Below are 21,716 nucleotides of genomic sequence, written 5' to 3' on the forward strand. Positions count from 1 at the left end.
ACCGTACATCTCCGGTCTAAGGAGATGAAAATATGACTCATTGCGAATCTAGCCCCGGACACTGCGAAACGGGAAGAAAAGGGGCCGAATGGGGCATAGGTTGTGATGAAAAGTTGAGAGTCCGTTGGGCATGTCTGCACCGTGTCGGTCCCCTCACGTAGAGTGCCGAAGACGGCACGCGGAGCCGTAACTCTTTCGAGTGACCGTCGTTGAGAGTGCGGAGGCGGTTGAAACCACAAGCGCTCGGGCAGGCGTCCGAGACGGTCGACCGCACAGGTGACGATTCCGTACCAGCCTGGAGGCTCAAGGTGACGCGCATCAGCTGCGGAGGGCGGTCATGACATCCGTCCTCGTCTGCGACGACTCCCCGCTTGCCCGAGAGGCGCTGCGCCGCGCGGTGGCGACCGTGCCCGGTGTCGAGCGCGTGACGACGGCGGCCAACGGCGAGGAAGTCCTCCGCCGCTGGGGCGCCGACCGCTCCGACCTCATCCTGATGGACGTGCGCATGCCCGGTCTGGGCGGCGTCGAGACCGTGCGCCGGCTGCTGTCGGCCGACCCGGGCGCGCGGATCATCATGCTCACGGTCGCCGAGGACCTCGACGGCGTGGCCCTCGCGGTCGCCGCCGGCGCCCGCGGCTACCTGCACAAGGACGCCTCGCGCGCGGAGCTGCGGGCCACGGTGACGCAGGCGCTCGCCGACCCGACCTGGCGGCTCGCCCCGCGCCGGCTGCGCTCGGCGGAGATGGGCGCCGCGCCCACGCTCACCGCGCGCGAGATCCAGGTCCTGGAGGGCATGAGCCACGGCCGCTCGAACGCCGAGATCGGGCGTGAGCTGTTCCTCTCCGAGGACACCGTCAAGACGCACGCGCGGCGCCTGTTCAAGAAGCTCGGCGCCTCCGACCGGGCCCACGCGGTGGCCCTCGGCTTCCGCTGGGGACTGGTCCGGTAACCGGTGCGAGGCCCTGCGGGCCGCCCGGCACCGGTCACCACCCGGCCCTGCTCCCGCCCGGCGCTCCCGCACGGGCGGCCGGCCGGCTTCGCGGCGGCCGGTCCGGCTCCGGACGGCGAGTCGTGGCCGTGGAGCGGCAGCGGTGCGGCTCCGGATGGCGAGTCGTGGCCGTGGACCGGCAGCGGTCCGGCTCTGGACGGCGAGTCGTGGCCGTGGAGCGGCAGCGGTGCGGCGTTCCGGTACGGCGCCGCTTTTCCCGGACCCCGAAGCGCCCCGGTGCATGGCGGGGCGCCGTGCGGGCTCCGGCCTGGCGCGGTCCTTCGGCGCTGGTGTGCACTCAGGCCCGCTGTGCTCCTTCGGTGCTCGTGGGCGTTCCGGTCCGGCGTGCTCCTTGAGTGCTCGTGTACGCCTCGGCCCGGCGCGTTCCTTCGCCGCCCGTGGGCGCCCCGGTCCGGCGCTCGCATGCTCTTCGGCGGTGCCCGTGCGGGCTCCGCGCCGACCACGGAAGCCCGGGCCGACGGCGGGATGCCGTGCCGTACACGGGTGTGGTGGGCGCGCTCTGACCAGGTCGCGCCTTGATAGGGGCGCGGGAGGCCGTGCCGATGCCGCTGCGGCGCATCCCTCGAAGCACCCGGGGGAGCGCGCCGGGCAGGGAGCCCTCGGGGCCCTCCTGGGGGTCATCGCCGTACGCGCGGACAGGCGGGCCTACGCCTCGGTCGTACGCGTCGCACCCCGGAGGCTCCGGCGCGAGGCGGCGTCTGCCGGGGTGCGAAACCGCCTCAAGAGGTGCCCGTGTGCGCCGTCGCACCACCCCCGGGAACCCCCTGGAGGGGCGTGCGCAAGGCGGCCCGCCGGACGGGCGCTGCTCGTTTCGGCGCCGATGCCGCATCCTTGAGATGTGGAGTCTCTCGGGGACGAGTCGGTCGAGCGGAAGGGGAGGGCGCAGGGGATGAGTGCCGGCGCACCTGCTCATAACGCTTCGGTGCACAACCACGAACACGATGCGACGGACCGGACGGCCGCAGGGCACCATGGACCGATGCGCGACGACGAGGCGGGCACGGCCCATGGGGCGATCGGTGCGCTCGTGCATCGTGCCGTCGACGGGGACGAGCAGGCCACGCACGATCTGCTCGCCCATGTGCACCCCCTGGCGCTGCGCTACTGCCGCACCCGGCTGTCACGGCTCCCCGGCGACGCGCGTCACTTCGTGGAGGACCTCGCCCAGGAGGTCTGCGTCGCCGTCCTGCTCGCCCTGCCCCGCTACCGCGACACCGGCCGCCCCTTCGAGGCGTTCGTCTTCGCCATCGCCTCCCACAAGGTCGCCGACCTCCAGCGCGCGGCGATGCGCCACCCCGGGTCGACCGCGGTGCCGTCCGACGAGATGCCCGAGCGGCCCGACGACTCCCTCGGCCCCGAGGAGCGCGCCCTGCTCAGCAGCGACGCCGAGTGGGCCAAGAAACTGCTGGCCAACCTGCCCGAGAACCAGCGCGAGCTGCTCCTGCTGCGCATCGCGGTGGGCTTGACCGCGGAGGAGACGGGGCAGATGTTGGGAATGTCACCCGGCGCGGTCCGCGTGGCCCAGCACCGGGCCCTGAGCCGCCTCAGGGCGCTCGCCGAACAGTAATCCCCGTGCGTGGAGCCGCCGTAGCTCCTTCGCTGAACAGGTGCGCCACCGGTTCCGTATGAACATACGAAGCCTGAAGCGACCCCTTACCGTGGAATTTGCTAGCGACGCTTCCCGTTAGCATGGACATCCGCACCGATCAAGGCCATTTGGGGAAGGTGTCATGACTGCCAACGTCGACGGAGTGCCCGGAAAATTCGCGACACTCGGGCTGACCTACGACGACGTGCTGCTGCTGCCGGGCCCGTCGGACATGGCACCCGACGAGATCGACACCGCCTCGTACGTCTCCAAGAACGTGCGGGTCAACATCCCGCTGCTGTCCGCCGCCATGGACAAGGTGACCGAGTCCCGCATGGCGATCGCGATGGCCCGCCAGGGCGGCGTCGGCGTCCTGCACCGCAACCTCTCCATCGAGGACCAGGCCAACCAGGTCGACCTGGTGAAGCGCTCCGAGTCCGGCATGGTCACCGACCCCATCACCATCCACCCGGAGGCCACGCTCGCCGAGGCCGACGCGCTGTGCGCCAAGTTCCGCATCAGCGGCGTCCCGGTGACCGACGGCGACAAGAAGCTCCTCGGCATCGTCACCAACCGTGACATGGCCTTCGAGAGCGACCGCAGCCGCCGGGTGCACGAGGTCATGACCCCGATGCCGCTGGTCACCGGCAAGGTCGGCATCTCCGGCCCGGAGGCCATGGAGCTGCTGCGCAAGCACAAGATCGAGAAGCTGCCGCTGGTGGACGACGAGGGCGTCCTCAAGGGCCTGATCACGGTCAAGGACTTCGTCAAGGCGGAGAAGTACCCGAACGCCGCCAAGGACGCCGACGGCCGCCTCCTGGTCGGCGCCGCGGTCGGCGTGGCCGGTGACGCCTTCGAGCGCGCCCAGGCGCTGATCGAGGCCGGTGTCGACTTCATCGTCGTGGACACCGCGCACGGCCACTCCCGTCTGGTCGGCGACATGATCGCCAAGATCAAGTCGAACTCCTCCGGCGTCGACGTCATCGGCGGCAACGTCGCCACCCGCGACGGCGCCCAGGCCCTGGTCGACGCGGGCGCGGACGGCATCAAGGTCGGCGTCGGACCGGGCTCCATCTGCACCACCCGCGTGGTCGCCGGCGTCGGCGTCCCGCAGGTCACCGCGATCTACGAGGCATCGCTGGCCGCGCGCGAGGCCGGTGTCCCGGTGATCGGCGACGGCGGTCTGCAGTACTCCGGCGACATCGCCAAGGCCCTGGTCGCGGGCGCCGACACGGTGATGCTCGGCTCGCTGCTCGCGGGCTGCGAGGAGTCCCCGGGCGAGCTGCTGTTCATCAACGGCAAGCAGTTCAAGTCGTACCGCGGCATGGGCTCGCTCGGCGCCATGCAGTCCCGTGGCGACCGCAAGTCGTTCTCCAAGGACCGCTACTTCCAGGAGGGCGTCGCCTCCGACGAGCAGCTGGTCCCCGAGGGCATCGAGGGCCAGGTGCCCTACCGCGGCCCGCTGTCCTCCGTCGTCCACCAGCTGGTCGGCGGCCTGCGCCAGTCGATGTTCTACGTCGGCGGCAAGACGGTTCCCGAGCTGCAGGCGGGCGGCCGGTTCGTGCGGATCACCTCGGCGGGCCTGAAGGAGAGCCACCCGCACGACATCCAGATGACGGTCGAGGCGCCCAACTACAGCAGCAAGCGGTGACGCCCACGCGCGCGTGAGGCTCGTACCACGGCGGTCCCGGAGCATCCGGGGCCGCCGTTGTCGTACCCGTCGGCGATACTGGAAGGCGCTGCAACGCATAGGGAAAGGCCACCAACGTGACTGAGATCGAGATCGGGCGCGGCAAGCGCGGCCGCCGGGCGTACGCCTTCGACGACATCGCCGTCGTCCCCAGCCGCCGTACGCGGGACCCGAAGGAGGTCTCGATCGCCTGGCAGATCGACGCCTACCGCTTCGAGCTGCCGTTCCTGGCCGCCCCCATGGACTCCGTGGTCTCCCCGGCCACCGCGATCCGCATCGGCGAGCTGGGCGGCCTCGGCGTGCTGAACCTCGAAGGCCTGTGGACGCGGTACGAGGACCCGCAGCCGCTGCTGGACGAGGTCGCCGAGCTGCCCGCCGAGCAGGCGACCCGCCGCCTCCAGGAGATCTACGCGGCCCCGATCAAGGAGGAGCTGATCGGTGCCCGCATCAAGGAGGTGCGCGACTCCGGCGTGGTCACCGCGGCCGCGCTCTCCCCGCAGCGCACCGCCCAGTTCTCCAAGGCGGTCGTGGACGCGGGCGTGGACATCTTCGTCATCCGGGGTACGACGGTCTCGGCGGAGCACGTGTCCTCCTCGCACGAGCCGCTGAACCTGAAGCAGTTCATCTACGAGCTGGACGTCCCGGTGATCGTCGGCGGCTGCGCCACGTACACGGCGGCCCTGCACCTGATGCGCACGGGTGCCGCGGGTGTGCTCGTGGGCTTCGGCGGCGGCGCCGCGCACACCACGCGCAACGTGCTGGGCATCCAGGTCCCGATGGCCACGGCCGTCGCGGACGTGGCCGCGGCCCGCCGGGACTACATGGACGAGTCCGGCGGCCGGTACGTGCACGTGATCGCGGACGGCGGCGTCGGCTGGTCCGGCGACCTGCCCAAGGCGATCGCCTGCGGCGCCGACGCGGTCATGATGGGCTCCCCGCTGGCCCGTGGCACGGACGCGCCCGGCAAGGGCCACCACTGGGGCATGGAGGCGGTCAACGAGGAGCTGCCCCGCGGCCAGAAGGTCGACCTGGGCACGGTCGGCACGATCGAGGAGATCCTCACCGGCCCGTCCCACACTCCGGACGGCTCGATGAACTTCTTCGGCGCCCTGCGCCGCGCCATGGCCACCACCGGCTACAGCGAGCTGAAGGAGTTCCAGCGGGTCGAGGTGACGGTGGCGGACAGCCAGCACCGGCGGTAGTCGTCGGAGCGGTCGTTACGACGCCTGAAGGGCCGGTCATCCCGAGTGGATGACCGGCCCTTTCGCATGCCCGGGTTCAGCCGGCTGGGCCTTGGCGGGGGCCGCGTTGTGTGTGAGGGCGCCCATGGGACGCCACCGCAAGCCCACCCACTGGGACCGCATCCGGCTTCGGCTGGTGAAGTTCCGGAGGAGGTGTGTCTTGTGGATCAACGGGAAGTGAGCGGCCACCCCCACGCGAACCAGGGGTGACACTCCAATCACTTCTCCGGAGCCTGCCGCAGTGCCTGCTGCGGTGGGCTCCACCTGTCCCCAAGGTACCGGCGCCGAATCCCCACGCCACCAACCCCCGGCCCCCACACCCCCACGCGCCCCCCTTCACAACCGATGCGCCGCCCCCGTGGGCGTGGCGCCCCGCGTGTCCAGCAGCAGCTGCGCCTTCACCGAGAGCCCCTGCAGGTCGTACGTCCGGTGCTGCTGGAGCAGGATCGTGAGGTCGGCGTCGGCTGCCGCCTCGTAGAAGGAGTCCGCGCGCGGCACGGGCCGGTCCAGGACGCTCCAGGCGGGCACGTACGGGTCGTGGTAGCTGACGGCCGCGCCCAGCCCCATGAGCCGTACGGCGATCTCCTGGGCGGGGGTGCCCTGGAGGTCGGCGAGGTCGGGCTTGTAGGTGACGCCGAGGAGCAGGACGCGGGCCCCGCGCGCGGACTTGCCGTGCTCGTTGAGGAGCGTGGCCGCGCGCTGGACGACGTACCGGGGCATCCGGCTGTTGACCTGCTGGGCCAGCTCGACCATGCGCAGGGTGCGGGTGGCGTGCCCGGTCAGGTCCTGCGGGACGCCGTGCCCGCCGACGCCCGGGCCCGGCCGGAACGCCTGGAAGCCGAAGGGCTTGGTCTCCGCGCACCGGATGACGTCCCACAGGTCCACGCCCAGCTCGTGGCAGAGCACGGCCATCTCGTTGACGAGCGCGATGTTGACGTGCCGGAAGTTGGTCTCCAGCAGCTGCACGGCCTCCGCCTCGCGCAGACCGCGCGCGCGGACCACCTTGTCGGTGAGCCGGCCGTAGAACGCGGCGGCCGACTCGGTGCAGGCGGGGGTGAGACCGCCGATGACCTTCGGGGTGCCGGCGGGCGTGTGGTCGCGGCTGCCGGGGTCGACCCGGCTGGGGGCGTAGGCGAGGTGGAAGTCGCGGCCGGCGCGCAGCCCCGAGCCCTCCTCCAGCAGCGGGCGCAGGAAGTCCTCCGTGGTCCCCGGGAGCACGGGCGACTCCAGGATGACCGTGGTGTGCGGCCGCAGGCGTGCGGCCAGGGTGCGGGCGGCCGACTCGACCTGGGCGAGGTCGAGGGCGCCGTCGGTGCCGCGCGGGGTGGGCGCGCAGATCACCGCGGTGCGTACCCGGCCGAGCTGGGCCGCGTCGGTGACGGGCCGGAATCCGGCGGAGTGCATCCGGCGCAGCTCCGCCGGGCTGAGCGAGCCGGCCTCGGGGCCGGTGGCGTAGCCGACCGTGGCGATGCCGGCGGCGACGGCGGCCTGGGCGAGCGGCAAGCCGTAGGGACCGAGTCCGATGACGGCGAGGTCTGCGGGCATGGCGTGAGCCGTCCTTCCCAGTAGCCGAAGCGGGACAGGTGCGCAACCGCTGTGGACAAGCAGAGCGAGCGCACTGTCAGACTAGGTACACATATGACCGCTATGTGTGATTGTGTTCGTGTGTCTTCCCGTGGTTGTGCGCGAGTTGTCCACAGGTGGGGAGCCCGTGGTGGCTGAAGCCGGGCAACCCGGTCAGAATTTGGGCATGAGGAGGGCATGAACCGGGCTTCGCCCACCGGGTGCGGCCGACGCGAGCGAGTGTGCGACAGCGGGAGGCAGCGGTGAGGACAGCGACTCTGGGGCCGGCGCAGCGCGCCGAGGCACTGGCGGCGATGGCGGAGCGCGAGCTGGACGTGCTGGTGGTCGGTGGCGGGGTGGTGGGCGCGGGCACCGCGCTGGACGCCGTCACCCGTGGCCTGTCCACCGGCCTGGTCGAGGCCCGTGACTGGGCGTCCGGCACCTCCAGCCGGTCCAGCAAGCTGATCCACGGCGGCCTGCGCTATCTGGAGATGCTCGATTTCGCCCTGGTCCGCGAGGCCCTCAAGGAGCGCGGCCTGCTCCTGGAGCGCCTCGCCCCGCACCTGGTCAAGCCGGTGCCGTTCCTCTACCCGCTCCAGCACAAGGGCTGGGAGCGGCTGTACGCCGGCTCGGGCGTCGCCCTCTACGACGCGATGTCGATGGCCCGCGGCCACGGCCGGGGCCTGCCCGTGCACCGGCACCTGACCCGCCGTCACGCCCTGCGTGTCGCCCCCTGCCTGCGCAAGGACGCCCTGGTCGGCGCCCTGCAGTACTACGACGCCCAGATGGACGACGCCCGCTTCGTGGCCACCCTGGTGCGCACGGCGGCGTCCTACGGCGCGAAGGTGGCCAACCGCGCGCGCGTGACCGGGTTCCTGCGCGAGGGCGAGCGGGTCGTCGGCGCCCGGGTGCAGGACGTGGAGGCCGGCGGCGAGTACGAGATCCGCGCCCAGCAGGTCGTCAACGCCACCGGCGTGTGGACCGACGACACGCAGGCCATGGTGGGCGAGCGCGGGCAGTTCCACGTCCGCGCCTCCAAGGGCATCCACCTGGTCGTGCCCAAGGACCGCATCCACTCCACCACCGGCCTGATCCTGCGCACCGAGAAGTCCGTGCTGTTCGTCATCCCGTGGGGCCGGCACTGGATCGTCGGCACCACCGACACCGACTGGGACCTGGACAAGGCACACCCGGCCGCGTCCAGCGCCGACATCGACTATCTGCTGGAACACGTCAACTCGGTGCTCGCCGTGCCGCTCGGCCGCGACGACGTGCAGGGGGTGTACGCCGGGCTGCGCCCGCTGCTCGCCGGCGAGTCCGACGCCACCAGCAAGCTGTCCCGGGAACACACGGTGGCCCATCCGGCGCCGGGGCTGGTGGTCGTGGCGGGCGGCAAGTACACGACCTACCGGGTGATGGCCAAGGACGCCGTCGACGAGGCGGTGCACGGCCTGGACATGCGCGTCGCCGACTGCGTGACCGAGGAGACCCCGCTGCTCGGCGCGGAGGGCTACCAGGCCCTGTGGAACGCGCGAGCCCGGATCGCCGCCCGCACCGGACTGCACGTGGTCCGGGTGGAACACCTGCTGAACCGGTACGGCTCGATGGCGGAGGAGGTCCTGGACCTCGTCGCCGCCGACCCCTCGCTCGGCGAGCCGCTGCACGCCGCCGACGACTATCTGCGCGCCGAGGTGGTGTACGCGGCCTCGCACGAGGGCGCCCGGCACCTGGACGACGTCCTCACCCGCCGCACCCGCATCTCCATCGAGACCTTCGACCGGGGCACCCGCAGCGCCCGCGAGGCGGCCGAGCTGATGGCGCCGGTCCTCGGCTGGGGCAAGGACCAGATCGAGCGCGAGGTCGAGCACTACGAGAAGCGGGTGGAGGCCGAGCGGGAGTCCCAGCTCCAGCCGGACGACCAGACGGCGGACGCGGCCAGGCTGGGCGCGCCGGACATCGTGCCGCTGTAGGTCCCCGGCAGAGGTTCACTCGAACGGGTGGACGACTTCGGGATCTCCGCTCGAACCCCGGGCGTTCTACCAGGTGCGAGGGCAGAACTCGGCAGCGAGCAGGGACGGTTCGGGGCGGGGGTCTGCGATCGCGTCCGTGTTCACCCGGAAGGTGAGGACACGGCGGCCGTCGGCGGTGGCTGCGCTGCGCACGTAGCTGCCGGATATCCGGCCGTTGTGCCCCCACACGGTGGTGCCGCACGGCAGCTTCTCCGGAAACAGGCCCATGCCGTACGAGCCGTGTGCGGCACGGGTGTCGAGCATCTCGCGCAGCCAGTGCGAGGGCAGCAGCCGGCCGCCGAGCAGAGCCGCGTAGAAGCGGTCGAGGTCGGCCAGCGTGGTCACCAGCTCACCCGCCGCGCCGGCCACGCGCGGGTCGAGCCGGGTGACGTCGGATCCGTCGGCCGCGTAGGCCCGGCCGTGCGGGGAGGGCAGTGACCTGAGGGCCCCGGGAAAGGAGGTACCCGTCAGACCCAGCGGAGCGATGACGCGGCGCTCGGCCTCGGCGGCGTAGGAGTGACCGGTGACCTGGCGGACGACCAGGCCGAGCAGGACGTAGTTGGTGTTGGAGTAGAAGAAGCGGCCCGGGTGGGCCGGAGGGAGGGTGAGAGCGATGCGCACCGCCTGAAGCGGGGTCAGGGGCACGGTGCCTCGGGTGGTTTCGGTGAAGTCGGCCAGTCCGCTGGTGTGGGTGAGCAGGGCCCGCAGGGTGATGCTCCGGCCGTCGGTGCCGCGCCCGTGGAGCAGTCCCGGCAGATACCGGTCCACGGTGTCGGACAGGGAGAGCCGGTGTTCCGCGGCCAGCTGGAGCACGACCGTCGCGATGAAGGTCTTGGTGATGCTGCCGGCGCGGAAGTGGTCGGCGCGGGCGATGCCCTCGCCGGCTGACGCGTAGCGGGAGCGGACGCCGTCCCCGTCGTCGTCCCGGGTCAGCAGGGCCGCGGCCGGTGCCCTGCCGTCGTTGACCAGCAGCGGCAGGACCGAGTCCGTGGCGGCGGCCGGGGAGGTGTCCTGGGACGCGGCCGGGGCGAGCAGCAACGCCAGAGACACCGGTATGGACAGGACTGTCCGAAGCGTCGGCATCCCGGTTCCTCCCTTCTTACGGCCCATCATCCCGGTAAGCGGAACGCTCGCTTCAGGGGGGCTTCCCGTGCTCCGGGGGCGGGCCAGGGCCAGGGGCACCCTGGGCGTCGGGCACTTGTCGGGTGAGAGACAATGGAGGCTCTGTCAGGGCGGGTTGTATGAGGGGACGCATGTCGGAGGCGGAGCGGGCGGGTACATCTCGTCAGGAGACTCGTCAGGACAAGAGCGAGCGGCGTCTCCTCGCCGGGCGGTACCGGCTGGGAGACGTGCTGGGCCGTGGCGGCATGGGCACGGTCTGGCGGGCCGAGGACGAGACCCTCGGCCGGACGGTCGCCGTCAAGGAGCTGCGGTTCCCGTCGAACATCGACGAGGAGGAGAAGCGGCGCCTGATCACGCGCACCCTGCGCGAGGCCAAGGCGATCGCCCGGATCCGCAACAACAGCGCGGTGACGGTCTTCGACGTGGTCGACGAGGACGACCGGCCGTGGATCGTCATGGAGTTGGTCGAGGGCAAGTCCCTCGCCGAGGTCATCCGCGAGGACGGCACGCTGGAGCCGAAGCGCGCCGCCGAGGTGGGGCTCGCCATCCTCGACGTGCTGCGCTCCGCGCACCGGGAGGGCATCCTGCACCGGGACGTGAAGCCGTCCAACGTGCTCATCGCCGACGACGGCCGGGTCGTGCTCACCGACTTCGGTATCGCGCAGGTCGAGGGCGACCCGTCCATCACCTCCACCGGCATGCTCGTCGGCGCCCCCTCCTACATCTCCCCGGAGCGGGCCCGCGGTCACAAGCCGGGCCCGGCGGCCGACCTCTGGTCGCTCGGCGGTCTGCTGTACGCGGCGGTCGAGGGCACGCCGCCCTACGACAAGGGTTCGGCGATCGCCACGCTCACCGCGGTGATGACCGAGCCGCTGGAGGAGCCGAAGAACGCGGGACCGCTGCGGGACGTCATCTACGGCCTCCTGACCAAGGATCCGGCCAAGCGTCTCGACGACGCCGGCGCCCGGGCCATGCTCAACGCGGTGATCCACGCACCGGAGCCGAAGCCGCTGGACGCCACGCAGGTGGTGCCGCTGCCCACGCAGGCCCGCGGGCCGGAGGGCAAGCGGGGCGAGGAGGCCGGGGAGAAGCTGCGCGGCGCCCTGCGGTCGGTCCGCAAGGCGGCCGGGGCGGCCACCGGCGCGGCGGCGGCCCGGGCGAAGAGCGAGCCGGGCACGACGGCCGCGCCGGGTGCCGGCGGTGCGCCGACTGCCGGGGGCGCGGTGTCCGGTGGTGCCCGGTCCGGTGTTCTCGGGGGCTCCGGGGCATCCGGGGCTCCCGCTGGGCCGGTGGCCGGGGGCGGTGTGCGGCCGGGGGGTCCGGGCCCGGGTGCCGCCGGTGTGCCGAACTCCAGCGCGAACAAGGCCGGCTCCGGCTGGCCCGTGGTGCCGCCGCCGGACCTGGACCTGCCGCCGCGGCCGGTGCCGAGGGCGCCGCTGACCGATGTGGTGCCCAAGCGCACCCTGGTGGTCATCGCCGTGCTGGTGGTGCTCGCGGTGCTCGGGACCGTGCTGGCCTTCGCCCTGAACGGTGACGGTGACAAGGACGGCGCGAGCGGGGCCAAGGCCGTGAGCAGCGCGAGCGCGTCCGCCAAGCGGGACAAGGACGCCGGGGGCGGCACGGACACCGGGAAGCGGACGGACGGCGCGACCTCGGCGTCCGTCGGCACCGGTGCGGGGTCGGACGGCACGGCCGGCGCCGAGGCGAGCCGGTCCGGTGACGACTCCGGCACCGACTCCGAGTCGTCCGGCTCCTCCGGGTCGAAGGACGGCGGGAGCGCTCCGGTCGTCTCGACCCGCAAGGGCGGCCAGGGATACTCGATCGGGCTGCCCAAGGGGTGGAAGTACCAGTCCGCCGGCACCGCCGGCGACCGCTACACCGGGCCCGGCGGACAGAAGCTGCTCGTCGCCTGGACCGGTACGCCCAAGGACGACCCGGTGGCGGACTGGAAGAACCAGGAGCGCTACATGGTGCGCTCCCAGTACCACATGATCCGTATCGAGAAGGTGGACTACCGCGGCTGGAACACCGCCGACTGGGAGTTCACCTACACCGAGGGCGGTACCGGGTACCGCACGATCGACCGGGGCTTCGTGGTGAACGACCACCTCGGTTACGCGCTGATGTACACCGCGAAGAGCGCCGACTGGCACGGCGATCTGCGCAAGGACACCTGGAAGACGTTGACGAAGTCCTTCGAACCCAAGTCGTAGGCGCCGTCCGCCGGTTTGGTACGTGAGAATCCGTCATCCTCTCAATGCGGGTTGCCTCCGGCACGTATCGTGAAGGGTCGCGGACCGTACGCAGCCGCATGCGTGTGCGAAACGGGCCGTGAGGCGATCGGGTATGACCAACCGGGCGGCCGGGGGAGGCAAAGTGGACGACTACGCGGGTCGGGTGCTCGCCGACCGCTACCGCCTGCCGCTGCCGCCGTCCGACGAGTACGAACTCACCGAGACCCGCGCCTTCGACACCTACAGCGGTCAGGAAGTCCTCGTCCGGCAGGTGCCGCTGCCGGAGGTCGTCGAGGCCGAGGTGCTCGACGCGGAGGGGCTGCCCCAGGGGTTCACCGCACGGGAGCGCGGGTCCCGCCGCGCACCGGAGGCCAGGACCGCCACCCGGCAGCCCGCCGATCCGGCGGTGCGGCGCGCCGTGGAGGCCGCACAGGCCGCCGCCCGCATCCCCGACCACCCCCGGCTGGACCAGGTCTTCGACGTGTTCGCCGAGGGCGGTTCGCTGTGGATCGTCAGCGAGCTGGTGGCCGCGCGCCCGCTGGCCGCCCTGCTCACCGAGCAGCCGCTGACGCCGTACCGGGCGGCCGAGGTCGCCTCCGACGTGCTCATGGCGCTCCGGGTGCTGCACGCCCACGGCTGGGTGCACCGCAACATCACCGTACGCACCGTCCTGGTCTGCGACGACGGCCGCGTGATGCTGACCGGCCTGGCGGTCGGCGCGGCGGAGGAGGCGCTGAGCGGATACGACCCGGTACCGGCGCCCGAAGACGCGGAACCGGAAGGACCGGAGGGGCCGGAGAGGCCGGAAGGGCTCGGAGCACCGGCCGGCGCGCCCGGACGGCCGGTGTCCGGTGCCTCCGGTGGACCCGGTGGCGCCGGCGACTCCGCCGCGGACGTCGATCCCGAGGCCGCGCGGCGGGCCGCGATCCAGGCGCGGGCGGCCGGAGGACTGCCGGCGCCGAGTGCCAACGGGGCGTCCGGCGCGGCCGGTCCGGTGGGGCAGCCGGCCCTGGACAGCGGTGCCGACGTTCGCGCCGCCCGGGCCGGGGCCATCGCCGCGTACCGCGCGGGTGCCCGCGCCGCCGCCCGGGTGCACGAGGCCCAGCAGAGCGGGCGCGCCGCCCTGCCCGGCGCCCGTCCGCCCGCCGAGGACGACCCCGGCAGCGGCCGGACCGAGGGCGCGGCACCGTCGACGTATCCGCCGTACGGCTCACAAGCCGGTGGCGCCACGCCGCCCGGCCGGATAGCCGACCCCTACGGGGTGCGGGGCGCCCCGTGGCACGGTGCCGAGCGGCGCGGCGGTACCGCCCCGTCCCTGGGCGGCGGTGCCCAGCGGCCGGGCCTGCCCGCGGCCGGTCCCGGCGCCGGGCACGCGTCCGTGCCGGGGCAGGGGTACGGCCCGGGGCGGACACCGGACGGTGAGCCGGGCCGAGCGGACCGGCCGCTGCCCGGCACCGGGCGCCAGGGTGCCGTACCGGCGCACGCCGAACTCGCCCCCGCCGCCCCCGCACCCGCGGTTCCCGCGCAGGCGGGCGGCCGGTGGGACGAGCCCGGTACGGTGCGTCGCGGGCCCGGGACCGCGCTCGCCGCCGAGCGGGCGCGGCAGGTGCGGATGACCGTGGTGGGACCGGTGACCGAGCGCTGGGCGCCGGAGCAGGCCGGCCCCGTGCACGAGAACTGGCAGCTGGCGGCGCCGATCGGTCCGGCCACCGACCTCTGGGCGCTGGGTGCGCTGCTGTTCCGGGCCGTGCAGGGGCACGCGCCGTACCCGGAGGAGTCGACGGCCGAGCTGGTGCAACTGGTGTGCGCCGAGCCGCCCGCCTTCGCCGAGGAGTGCGGGCCGCTGCGCCCGGTCGTGGAGTCGCTGCTGCGCCAGGACCCCACCGAGCGGCCGGACGTGGAGGAACTGAGCGGCTGGCTGCGTTCGCTGGTGCGCTCCGCGCCCGAACCGGACGCCGGTACCCGTGTCGTCCCCGTGCCGCCAGCCGACCCGAGCCGGCTGCCGATCGTCCGGCGCCGCGGTGAGCTGGTGCGCCGGCGGCGTGCCGGACTGCCCGCGGCCCATCCGCACGGCCGGCACAAGCGCGCCCGGGAGGGCGCCCGTTCACCGCGCAGCCTCGGCCGGACCCTGCTCCTGCTGATCCTGCTCCTGCTGGCCGGCGCGATCGCGTACGCGATGCTCTTCATGCCCAGGCAGGGCGAGAACGGCGCCGCGGGAGGGGAGCGCACCGGCAGTGCCGGGCAGGCGAACCCCGCGCCCTCGCACACCCGGCAGCCGTCCGGCGGACCGAGCGCGCCGGAAGGCGGCGCCTCCGCCTCCGCGCCCGCGACCGAGACCCAGACCGGTGGAGACCCCGCCGTCCCCGACGGGTTCACCCTGCGCAAGGACCCGGACGGCTTCCAGGTCGCCGTCGCCGAGGGCTGGGACCGCAGCCCGAAGAACGGCAGCGGCCAGGTGGTGTACGCGCACGGGAACTTCGAGCTGATCGTCGTACCGGGGCGGGACGGCACGTCCGCGTACGGCAGCGATCCGATGGTCTACCAGCGGGACAAGGAGCGTGAACTCCAGCCGTACCGCGACTCCAGCTGGGCCACGGCCACCGGTCTGCGGACCATCGAGGTGGGCGGACGGACCATGGCCGAGGGGCAGTTCACCTGGACCGACGGGCAGGGGCGGGACCTGTTCGTGCGCAACATGGCGCTGCTGCTGAACGGCCGCTACCACATCGTCCAGGTGCGCGGCCCGGAGGCCGACCGGGACGAGGTCACACGGCTGTACGAGCAGGCTACCGCGACGTATCGCTACACCGGTTGAGCAGCGCGTATCCGGGGCGGGAGGGGAGCGGTCCGGTTCCCTTTCTCGCGCGGAAATGACCATCGTCACAGTGCGGTTTCCTTGGGGCCCCGCTGGTTCCCTGCGGGGAGGGTGGTCCTTAGTCTGACCCTGTCAAGAGCATTGCGGGGCAACGTGAATCAGATGCAGGGCCTGCTCATAGCGGGCCGCTACCGGCTCGCCGATTCCATCGGCAGCGGCGGCATGGGCCGGGTGTGGCGCGCCCACGACGAGGTGCTGCACCGGAAGGTCGCCATCAAGGAGTTGACCGCCGCGCTCTACGTCTCCGACAGCGACCAGGCGATCCTGCTCGCCCGCACCCGGGCCGAGGCGCGGGCCGCCGCGCGTATCAACCACTCCGCCGTCGTCACCGTGCACGACGTGCTGGAACACGACGGCCGCCCGTGGATCGTGATGGAGCTGGTCGAGGGTGCCTCGCTGGCCGACACGGTCAAGGAACGGGGCCGTGTCGAGCCGCGGGAGGCCGCGCGGATCGGGCTGTGGGTGCTGCGGGCGCTGCGCGCCGCGCACTCCGCCGGGGTGCTGCACCGGGACGTCAAGCCCGGCAACGTCCTGCTCGGCGAGGACGGCCGGGTCCTGCTCACCGACTTCGGCATCGCCCAGATCGAGGGCGACACCACCATCACCCGTACCGGAGAGGTCGTCGGCTCGGTCGACTACCTCGCGCCCGAGCGGGTGCGCGGCCACGACCCCGGCCCGGCCTCCGACCTGTGGGCGCTCGGCGCCACGCTGTACACGGCCGTCGAAGGGCGTTCGCCGTTCCGGCGCACCTCGCCGCTGAGCACCATGCAGGCGGTCGTCGAGGAGGACGCGGACGAGCCGCGCCACGCCGGTCCGCTCGCCCCGGTCATCGCCGCGCTGCTGCGCAAGGATCCGGCCCAGCGGCCGGGCGCGGAGGAGGCGGAGCAGATGCTCGCCGAGGCGGCGGAGGGCCGCCGGCCGCGCGGGGCACAGGCGTTCGTCCCGACCCAGGGCTCGGGCATACCCACGGGCCGGGGCCAGGGCCCGGCCGCACCCGGTCCCGGCGGCGCTCCGGGCACCGGGTACGGCTCCGGTTCCGGGACGCGGGCCGCCGGATACGGCTCGGGCACGCCGGGCGGGGGCTACGGCTCCGGTTCCGGGACGCGGGCCCCGGGCCACGGTTCCGCCGGCTCCGTCTCCGGCTACGGCTCCGGGTCCAACCCCTCCGGCTACGGCTCCGCACCCTCCCCCTACGGTTCCGGCTCCGCCCCCTACGGCCGCGCAGCCGGTGCCGGTGCCGGCCCTCTCGTGACCGGTCCCACGGCCGTGGCGCCGGCGGCCGGTGGCCCGGCGCCCGCCCGCCCCCGTCGCCGGCTGCGCACCCTCGCGCTGGTCGTCGCCATGGCGGCGGTCCTCGGCGGCGCCGGCGCGGTGGCGATCCAGCAGTGGGGCGGACAGGACACCGGGTCGGGAAGTACTACCAGCCCGGCCCCGGCCCCCGCCGACACGGCCGGCACCGAGGGCACGATCCCGGCGGGCTGGAAGACGTACAACGACCCGCTCGGCTTCAGCCTCTCCCTGCCCAAGGGCTGGAAGCGCACGGTCTTCAGCGACAAGGGCGCCCTCAAGCAGATCGACTACTCGCCCGACAACGGCAGGCACTTCGTCCGCATCGCCATCGACGGCTCACCGGACTTCGCCGACCCCCTGCGCCACCAGGAGGACCTGGAGCAGCAGCTCCAGCGGCTGGTCGACTACCGGCGCGTCACGATGAAGGAGAACATCTACCGCGACCGCAAGGGCGCGCGGTGGGAGTACACCTGGACGGCGCTGAAGAAGGACTGGCCCTACATGCCCGGCCCGCGCCGCGCGACCGAGGAGACGTACATCTCGCGCCGGGGCACCGAGTACGCGATCTACATGTCCTCGCCGGCCGAGGACTGGGCGACGGCCGGCAAGCAGTTCACCTGGGTGTTGCGCAGCTGGCAGGAGCCGGACGAGGGCTGAACCGGCGCGGACGGCGGCCGAGTCGGCCGAAAATGGCAGGCTGCGCGGTGTGTCTTGGCCGAGCGGTGCCCCGGAGGGCGGGCGCCCCGTGCGGCATGATGGGGCGCATGGGGACCGAGGGAGCCGGCTTCCGGCTGATCGCGGGCCGTTACCGCCTGGAGGAACAAGTCGGGCGCGGCGGCATGGGCGTCGTGTGGCGGGCGAGCGACCAGGTGCTGGGCCGCCAGGTGGCGGTCAAGGAACTCCTGCGGGACGACTCGCTGCCGGACGACGACGCGCGCCGCCGCCGCGACCGTACGTTCCGCGAGGCCCGCGCGGTCTGCCAGTTGCGGCATCCGCACATCATCGTGGTGCACGACGTGGTGGAGCAGGACGAACGGCCCTACCTCATCATGGAGTTGATCGACGGCTGCTCGCTCGCCGAACGGATCGACCGGCAGGGCCCGGTCGACGCCGTCGAGGCCGCGCGGATCGGCATCGCCCTGCTCAGCGCGGTGCGCACCGCACACGAGGCGGGTGTCCTGCACCGGGACATCAAGCCCGCGAACGTGCTGATCGAGTCCGGCACCGACCGGGTCGTGCTCACCGACTTCGGTATCGCGCAGGTCGAGGGCGCCACCACGCTCACCGAGACCGGGTCCTTCGTGGGCTCGCCCGAGTACACCGCGCCGGAGCGGATGTCCGGGCTGCGCACGGGGCCGGAGTCCGACCTGTGGTCGCTGGGCGCGTTGCTGTGCACGGCGCTCAGCGGCGAGTCGCCGTTCCGGCGCGACTCGCTCGGCGGCATCCTGCACGCCGTCGTCGCCGACGAGATCCGCCCGCCGGCCGAGGCCGAGCCGCTGCTGCCCGTCGTACGGGGCCTGTTGGAGCGTGACCCGGACCGGCGGCTGGGCGCGGCGGACGCCGAGCGGATGCTGCGGACGTACCTGGAGACCGGCCGGACGCCCGACGCGCCGGGCGGCCACAGCACGGCCGGAGCGCACGGCGGCGGGCTCATCCACCGCATCGGCGCCGGCCGCACCCCGAAGGCCCCGACGCCGTACTCGCCGACCGAGCTGGACCTGCCGTACGGCGGACCGCCGCTGCCCGCCCCGGCCCGGACCCCGGCGGAACCGGCCCCGGCGCGGTCGTCCCCGCGCGGGCTGCTCGTGGCGGCGCTGCTCGTCGCCGCGCTGGCCGGGGCCGGCGTGTCGGCCGCGGCGCTGCTGCTGCACCGGGACGGCGACGGGGGCGGCGGCACCCCGGGCGGTACGGCGACGACCCCGGCCACCCGGACCGGTACGGGTGGTACGGCCCTGTCGCCCACGCCGACCGGTACGGGAGGTACGCCCCCGTCGCCCACGCCGACCGGCACCCGGCCGGCGCCCACCTCCGGTACGACCGGCTCGCACACCGCGCCCTCCGGTTACCGCACGGCCCGGGACCCGGCCGGCTTCTCCCTCGCCGTCCCGGAGGACTTCACCCGCAGCCCGCAAGGGCGGCGCGTCTTCTACCTCTCGCCGGGCGAGACCTTCCGCCTGGGCATCAGGGTCGGCGCGACCCAGCCGGGCGGCCCCGAGGGAGTGATGGACCGTTCGGCCGCCGACGGGCCCTCCACCAACCCCGGTTACCACGACGGCCGGGTCGTCCGGACCACGCACGACGGACACCCGGCCGCGCTCTGGGAGTTCACCTGGGACGGCTTCAGCGCGGCGGAGGGCCCCCGGCACACCTACGACCTGTGCTGGGAGGAGAACGGGCTGCTGTACGACGTGTGGGTGTCGGCACCGGTCGGGCAGGTGCGGGAGGCGCGGGAGTACTTCGACGTGGCCGTCGACACGTTCTCCGTCACGGGTGTGTGACCGGTTCGCCCTCCAAGTGGCTGTGCACACCGGACGCGCGATAAAGATGACGTATGAGCAGTGACGGGGGAGCCGGCCGCGTGGCCGACGACACGACGAGTTTTGTTCTGCAACCGCCCATACCGCGCACGGAACCGCAGACGCAGACACAGGCGGCGTCGGTACCGGCGCCGGGTGGTGAGACCTTTGCCGACCCGGGCGCCGGGCGGCTGGTCGCGGGCCGCTACCGGCTGCTCGGCAAGCTGGGCCACGGCGGCATGGGCACGGTGTGGCGCGCCAAGGACGAGGTGGTGGACCGCGAGGTCGCCGTCAAGGAACCCCGCGTACCGGACCACCTTCCCGAGCGGGAACAGGCCAACGCCTTCGAGCGGATGCGCCGCGAGGCCCGCGCGGCGGCGCGGCTCGACCATCCCGCGGTGGTGAACGTGCACGATGTCGCGGTGGTCGACGGCCGGCCGTGGATCGTGATGGAGCTGGTGCACGGCCGCACCCTCGGCAGCGTGCTGCGGGACGGCACGCTGGACGCGCGGGAGGCGGCCAGGATCGGTCTGGAGGTGCTCGGCGCGCTGGAGGCGGCGCACGCGGCGGGCGTCCTGCACCGCGACGTCAAGCCCGAGAACATCCTGCTGGGCCGGTACGACCGGGTGGTCCTCACCGACTTCGGCATCGCGCAGATCGAGGGCGACACGCGGCTGACGGACACCGGCGGCTTCGTCGGCTCCCCGGAGTTCATCGCGCCGGAGCGGGTGCTCGGGCAGCGGCCCGGACCGGCGAGCGACCTGTGGTCCCTGGGCGTGGTGCTGTACACGGCGACGGAGGGCGTGTCGCCGTTCCGCCGCAGCAACACGCCGGCCACCCTCCAGTCCGTCCTCAACGCCGTCCCGGCCCCGCCCGCGTCCGCCTCCGGCCCGCTGGCCGAGGTCATCAACGGGCTGCTCCACAAGGACCCCGCGCACCGCCCGACGGCGGACCGGGTCCGCGCCCTGCTGACGGAGGCGGCCAAGCCCCCGGCGCCGCCCGCCCCCACGGCCGTCACCGCGCCCGGCCCGGGCCCGCGTCCCCGCCGCCGGGGCCGTGTCGTCCGGCTCGCCGCCGGCGCGGCGGCGGTCGCGGCGGCCGTCACCGCGTACCTCGTCCTCGCCGACCCCTTCGCGGGCGCGTCGCACGACAGCTGGGTGAAGAAGCCGGAGAGCGCGCTCGGGGCCACCCTGACCGTGCCCGCGGGCTACCAGGTCGTCCGGCCCGAGAAGGACGACAGCGACCAGCACTGGGTGACGTACGAGGACCTGAGCGGCGGCATATGGATCCGTCTGCACCTGGCCCGCAGGACGGACGACTCCCTGGGCCGGATCAAGTCCAGCGCGCGGGCCCAGATGTACGACGACAACGAACAGTTCAAGAGCCGTGGCGACTACGAGCTGGACATGGGCGAGGCCACGAAGACGGTCCCGGACGCGGAGGCCACCTACCACGGCCGGCAGGCCGCCGGGAACACGGTTCTGTATCCGGGCGACGACGAGCGGAAACGCCCCCGTGAACTGCGGATCTTCTACTACCGCACCACGTCCGGGAACATGTACGAACTGGCCGTCGGCTACCCGGCCCGGGGCGACTTCACCGCCCGCGGCCGGGAGGTGGCGAAGAAGGCGATCGCCGACCTGGAGATCACGAAGCCCTGAGCGCGCGGTAGCGCCCCGGGGTGATCCCGAACTCCCGGCTGAACGCGTGCGAGAGGGCGTACGGGCTGCCGTACCCCGTCTCGCGGGCCACCGCCGCGAGCGGCGCGTCCGTCTCACGCAGCCGGGTCGCCGCGAGGGTCAGCCGCCACCAGGTCAGATACGCCATCGGGGGCCGGCCGACCAGGGCGGTGAAGCGGCGGGCCAGGGTGGCCCGGGAGACGCCCGCCTCGGCGGCCAGGCGGTCCGCCGTCCAGGGCGCCGCCGGATCGGAGTGCAGGGCGCGCAGCGCGGCCGTGGTCACCGGGTCGTTCAGCACCGCCGGCCACGCGCCCGTCCCGCCCTCGGCCATCCAGGCCCGGACCAGGTAGACCAGCAGCAGGTCCAGCAGGCTGGGCAGGGCGAGGCAGCCGCCCGGGCGGCGTTCCGCCAGCTCGCCCGCCAACAGGTCGACGGCCGCGCGCAGTTCCGGGTGGCCACCGACCCGGTGCGGCAGGTGCACCACCTGCGGCAGCTCCGCCATCAGCGGGTGCGTACGGCTGCGGTCGAGACGGTACTTGCCGCACAGCAGCTCCACCTCGGGCCCGGGCCCCGCGCGCCCTACGTCCGTGTCCCGGACCTTCTCGAAGGGCACCGCCCGCCGCACCTCGGCCGGTTCCGCCGCCGCGTGCGCCAGCACGTGCCCGGCGCCGTGCGGAAGCAGCACCACGTCCCCCGGGCCGAGCGCCACCGGCGTGCCGCCCCCGTCCGGTACGAGCAGACAGGAGCCGCTCAGGACCACATGGAAGCCCGCCCCCTCGTACGGTGCCAGCCGGGCACACCAGGCCCCGGCCACCCGCAGCCGGTCGGAGGAGGGGCTGCCCACCCGGACCGCGGCGATCGCGTCACTGACCACATCCATGAGACGACAGCGTATTCGGA

General features: G+C 73.4%; 13 protein-coding genes. 10 read left to right on the plus strand and 3 right to left on the minus strand.

What is annotated here, in order from left to right:
* Positions 1 to 337: 337 nt before the first annotated feature.
* The 4 genes from ACZ4U1_RS22530 to ACZ4U1_RS22545 all read left to right on the plus strand — a co-directional run bounded on the left by ACZ4U1_RS22530 (position 338) and on the right by ACZ4U1_RS22545 (position 5,489).
* Positions 338 to 949 (plus strand): response regulator transcription factor, encoded by a 612-nt coding sequence (locus ACZ4U1_RS22530; RefSeq protein ID WP_003948568.1) that lies wholly within the window; start codon positions 338 to 340, stop codon positions 947 to 949.
* 1,039 nt (positions 950 to 1,988) lie between these two features.
* On the plus strand, positions 1,989 to 2,576 hold the full coding sequence (locus ACZ4U1_RS22535) for a sigma-70 family RNA polymerase sigma factor (RefSeq protein ID WP_030641278.1): 588 nt from the start codon (positions 1,989 to 1,991) through the stop codon (positions 2,574 to 2,576).
* A 163-nt stretch (positions 2,577 to 2,739) separates the two neighbouring features.
* Positions 2,740 to 4,248 (plus strand): IMP dehydrogenase, encoded by a 1,509-nt coding sequence (gene guaB / locus ACZ4U1_RS22540; protein WP_467905437.1) that lies wholly within the window; start codon positions 2,740 to 2,742, stop codon positions 4,246 to 4,248.
* Between the two features lie 116 nt (positions 4,249 to 4,364).
* Positions 4,365 to 5,489: a GuaB3 family IMP dehydrogenase-related protein gene (locus ACZ4U1_RS22545; RefSeq protein ID WP_208033807.1), complete on the plus strand. Its 1,125-nt coding sequence runs from the start codon at positions 4,365 to 4,367 to the stop codon at positions 5,487 to 5,489.
* 375 nt (positions 5,490 to 5,864) lie between these two features.
* Here ACZ4U1_RS22545 and ACZ4U1_RS22550 read toward each other — a convergent pair whose 3' ends face one another.
* On the minus strand, positions 5,865 to 7,073 hold the full coding sequence (locus tag ACZ4U1_RS22550) for a nucleotide sugar dehydrogenase (RefSeq protein WP_467905439.1): 1,209 nt from the start codon (positions 7,071 to 7,073) through the stop codon (positions 5,865 to 5,867).
* Between the two features lie 281 nt (positions 7,074 to 7,354).
* Between ACZ4U1_RS22550 and ACZ4U1_RS22555 the strand changes: the two genes are divergently transcribed.
* Positions 7,355 to 9,061: a glycerol-3-phosphate dehydrogenase/oxidase gene (locus tag ACZ4U1_RS22555; RefSeq protein ID WP_467905441.1), complete on the plus strand. Its 1,707-nt coding sequence runs from the start codon at positions 7,355 to 7,357 to the stop codon at positions 9,059 to 9,061.
* A 66-nt stretch (positions 9,062 to 9,127) separates the two neighbouring features.
* Here the strand turns inward: ACZ4U1_RS22555 and ACZ4U1_RS22560 are convergent, their stop codons facing one another.
* Positions 9,128 to 10,183, minus strand: a complete 1,056-nt coding sequence (locus tag ACZ4U1_RS22560; RefSeq protein WP_467905442.1) for a serine hydrolase domain-containing protein — start codon at positions 10,181 to 10,183, stop codon at positions 9,128 to 9,130.
* A gap of 170 nt (positions 10,184 to 10,353) precedes the next feature.
* Here ACZ4U1_RS22560 and ACZ4U1_RS22565 point away from each other — a divergent pair, with 170 nt between their 5' ends.
* The 5 genes from ACZ4U1_RS22565 (at position 10,354) to ACZ4U1_RS22585 (ending at position 20,798) form a co-directional block, all read left to right on the plus strand.
* Positions 10,354 to 12,435, plus strand: a complete 2,082-nt coding sequence (locus tag ACZ4U1_RS22565) for a serine/threonine-protein kinase (protein ID WP_467905444.1) — start codon at positions 10,354 to 10,356, stop codon at positions 12,433 to 12,435.
* 133 nt (positions 12,436 to 12,568) lie between these two features.
* The gene (locus tag ACZ4U1_RS22570) at positions 12,569 to 15,271 is read left to right on the plus strand and encodes a protein kinase (RefSeq protein WP_467905445.1); all 2,703 of its coding nucleotides are present in this window, start codon (positions 12,569 to 12,571) and stop codon (positions 15,269 to 15,271) included.
* 162 nt (positions 15,272 to 15,433) lie between these two features.
* The gene (locus ACZ4U1_RS22575) at positions 15,434 to 17,278 is read left to right on the plus strand and encodes a serine/threonine-protein kinase (protein WP_467905446.1); all 1,845 of its coding nucleotides are present in this window, start codon (positions 15,434 to 15,436) and stop codon (positions 17,276 to 17,278) included.
* 107 nt (positions 17,279 to 17,385) lie between these two features.
* The gene (locus tag ACZ4U1_RS22580; protein WP_467905447.1) at positions 17,386 to 19,119 is read left to right on the plus strand and encodes a serine/threonine-protein kinase; all 1,734 of its coding nucleotides are present in this window, start codon (positions 17,386 to 17,388) and stop codon (positions 19,117 to 19,119) included.
* A gap of 53 nt (positions 19,120 to 19,172) precedes the next feature.
* Positions 19,173 to 20,798 carry a serine/threonine-protein kinase gene (locus ACZ4U1_RS22585; protein WP_467905448.1) on the plus strand — a complete coding sequence of 542 codons (1,626 nt, stop codon included), beginning with the start codon at positions 19,173 to 19,175 and terminating at the stop codon, positions 20,796 to 20,798.
* Here the strand turns inward: ACZ4U1_RS22585 and ACZ4U1_RS22590 are convergent.
* A complete protein-coding gene (locus ACZ4U1_RS22590; protein ID WP_467905450.1) occupies positions 20,785 to 21,696 on the minus strand; it encodes an AraC family transcriptional regulator in 912 nt (303 codons plus the stop codon). The genes ACZ4U1_RS22585 and ACZ4U1_RS22590 overlap by 14 nt on opposite strands.
* Positions 21,697 to 21,716: the final 20 nt, after the last annotated feature.

The organism is Streptomyces sp. NPDC028928, assembly GCF_055564915.1.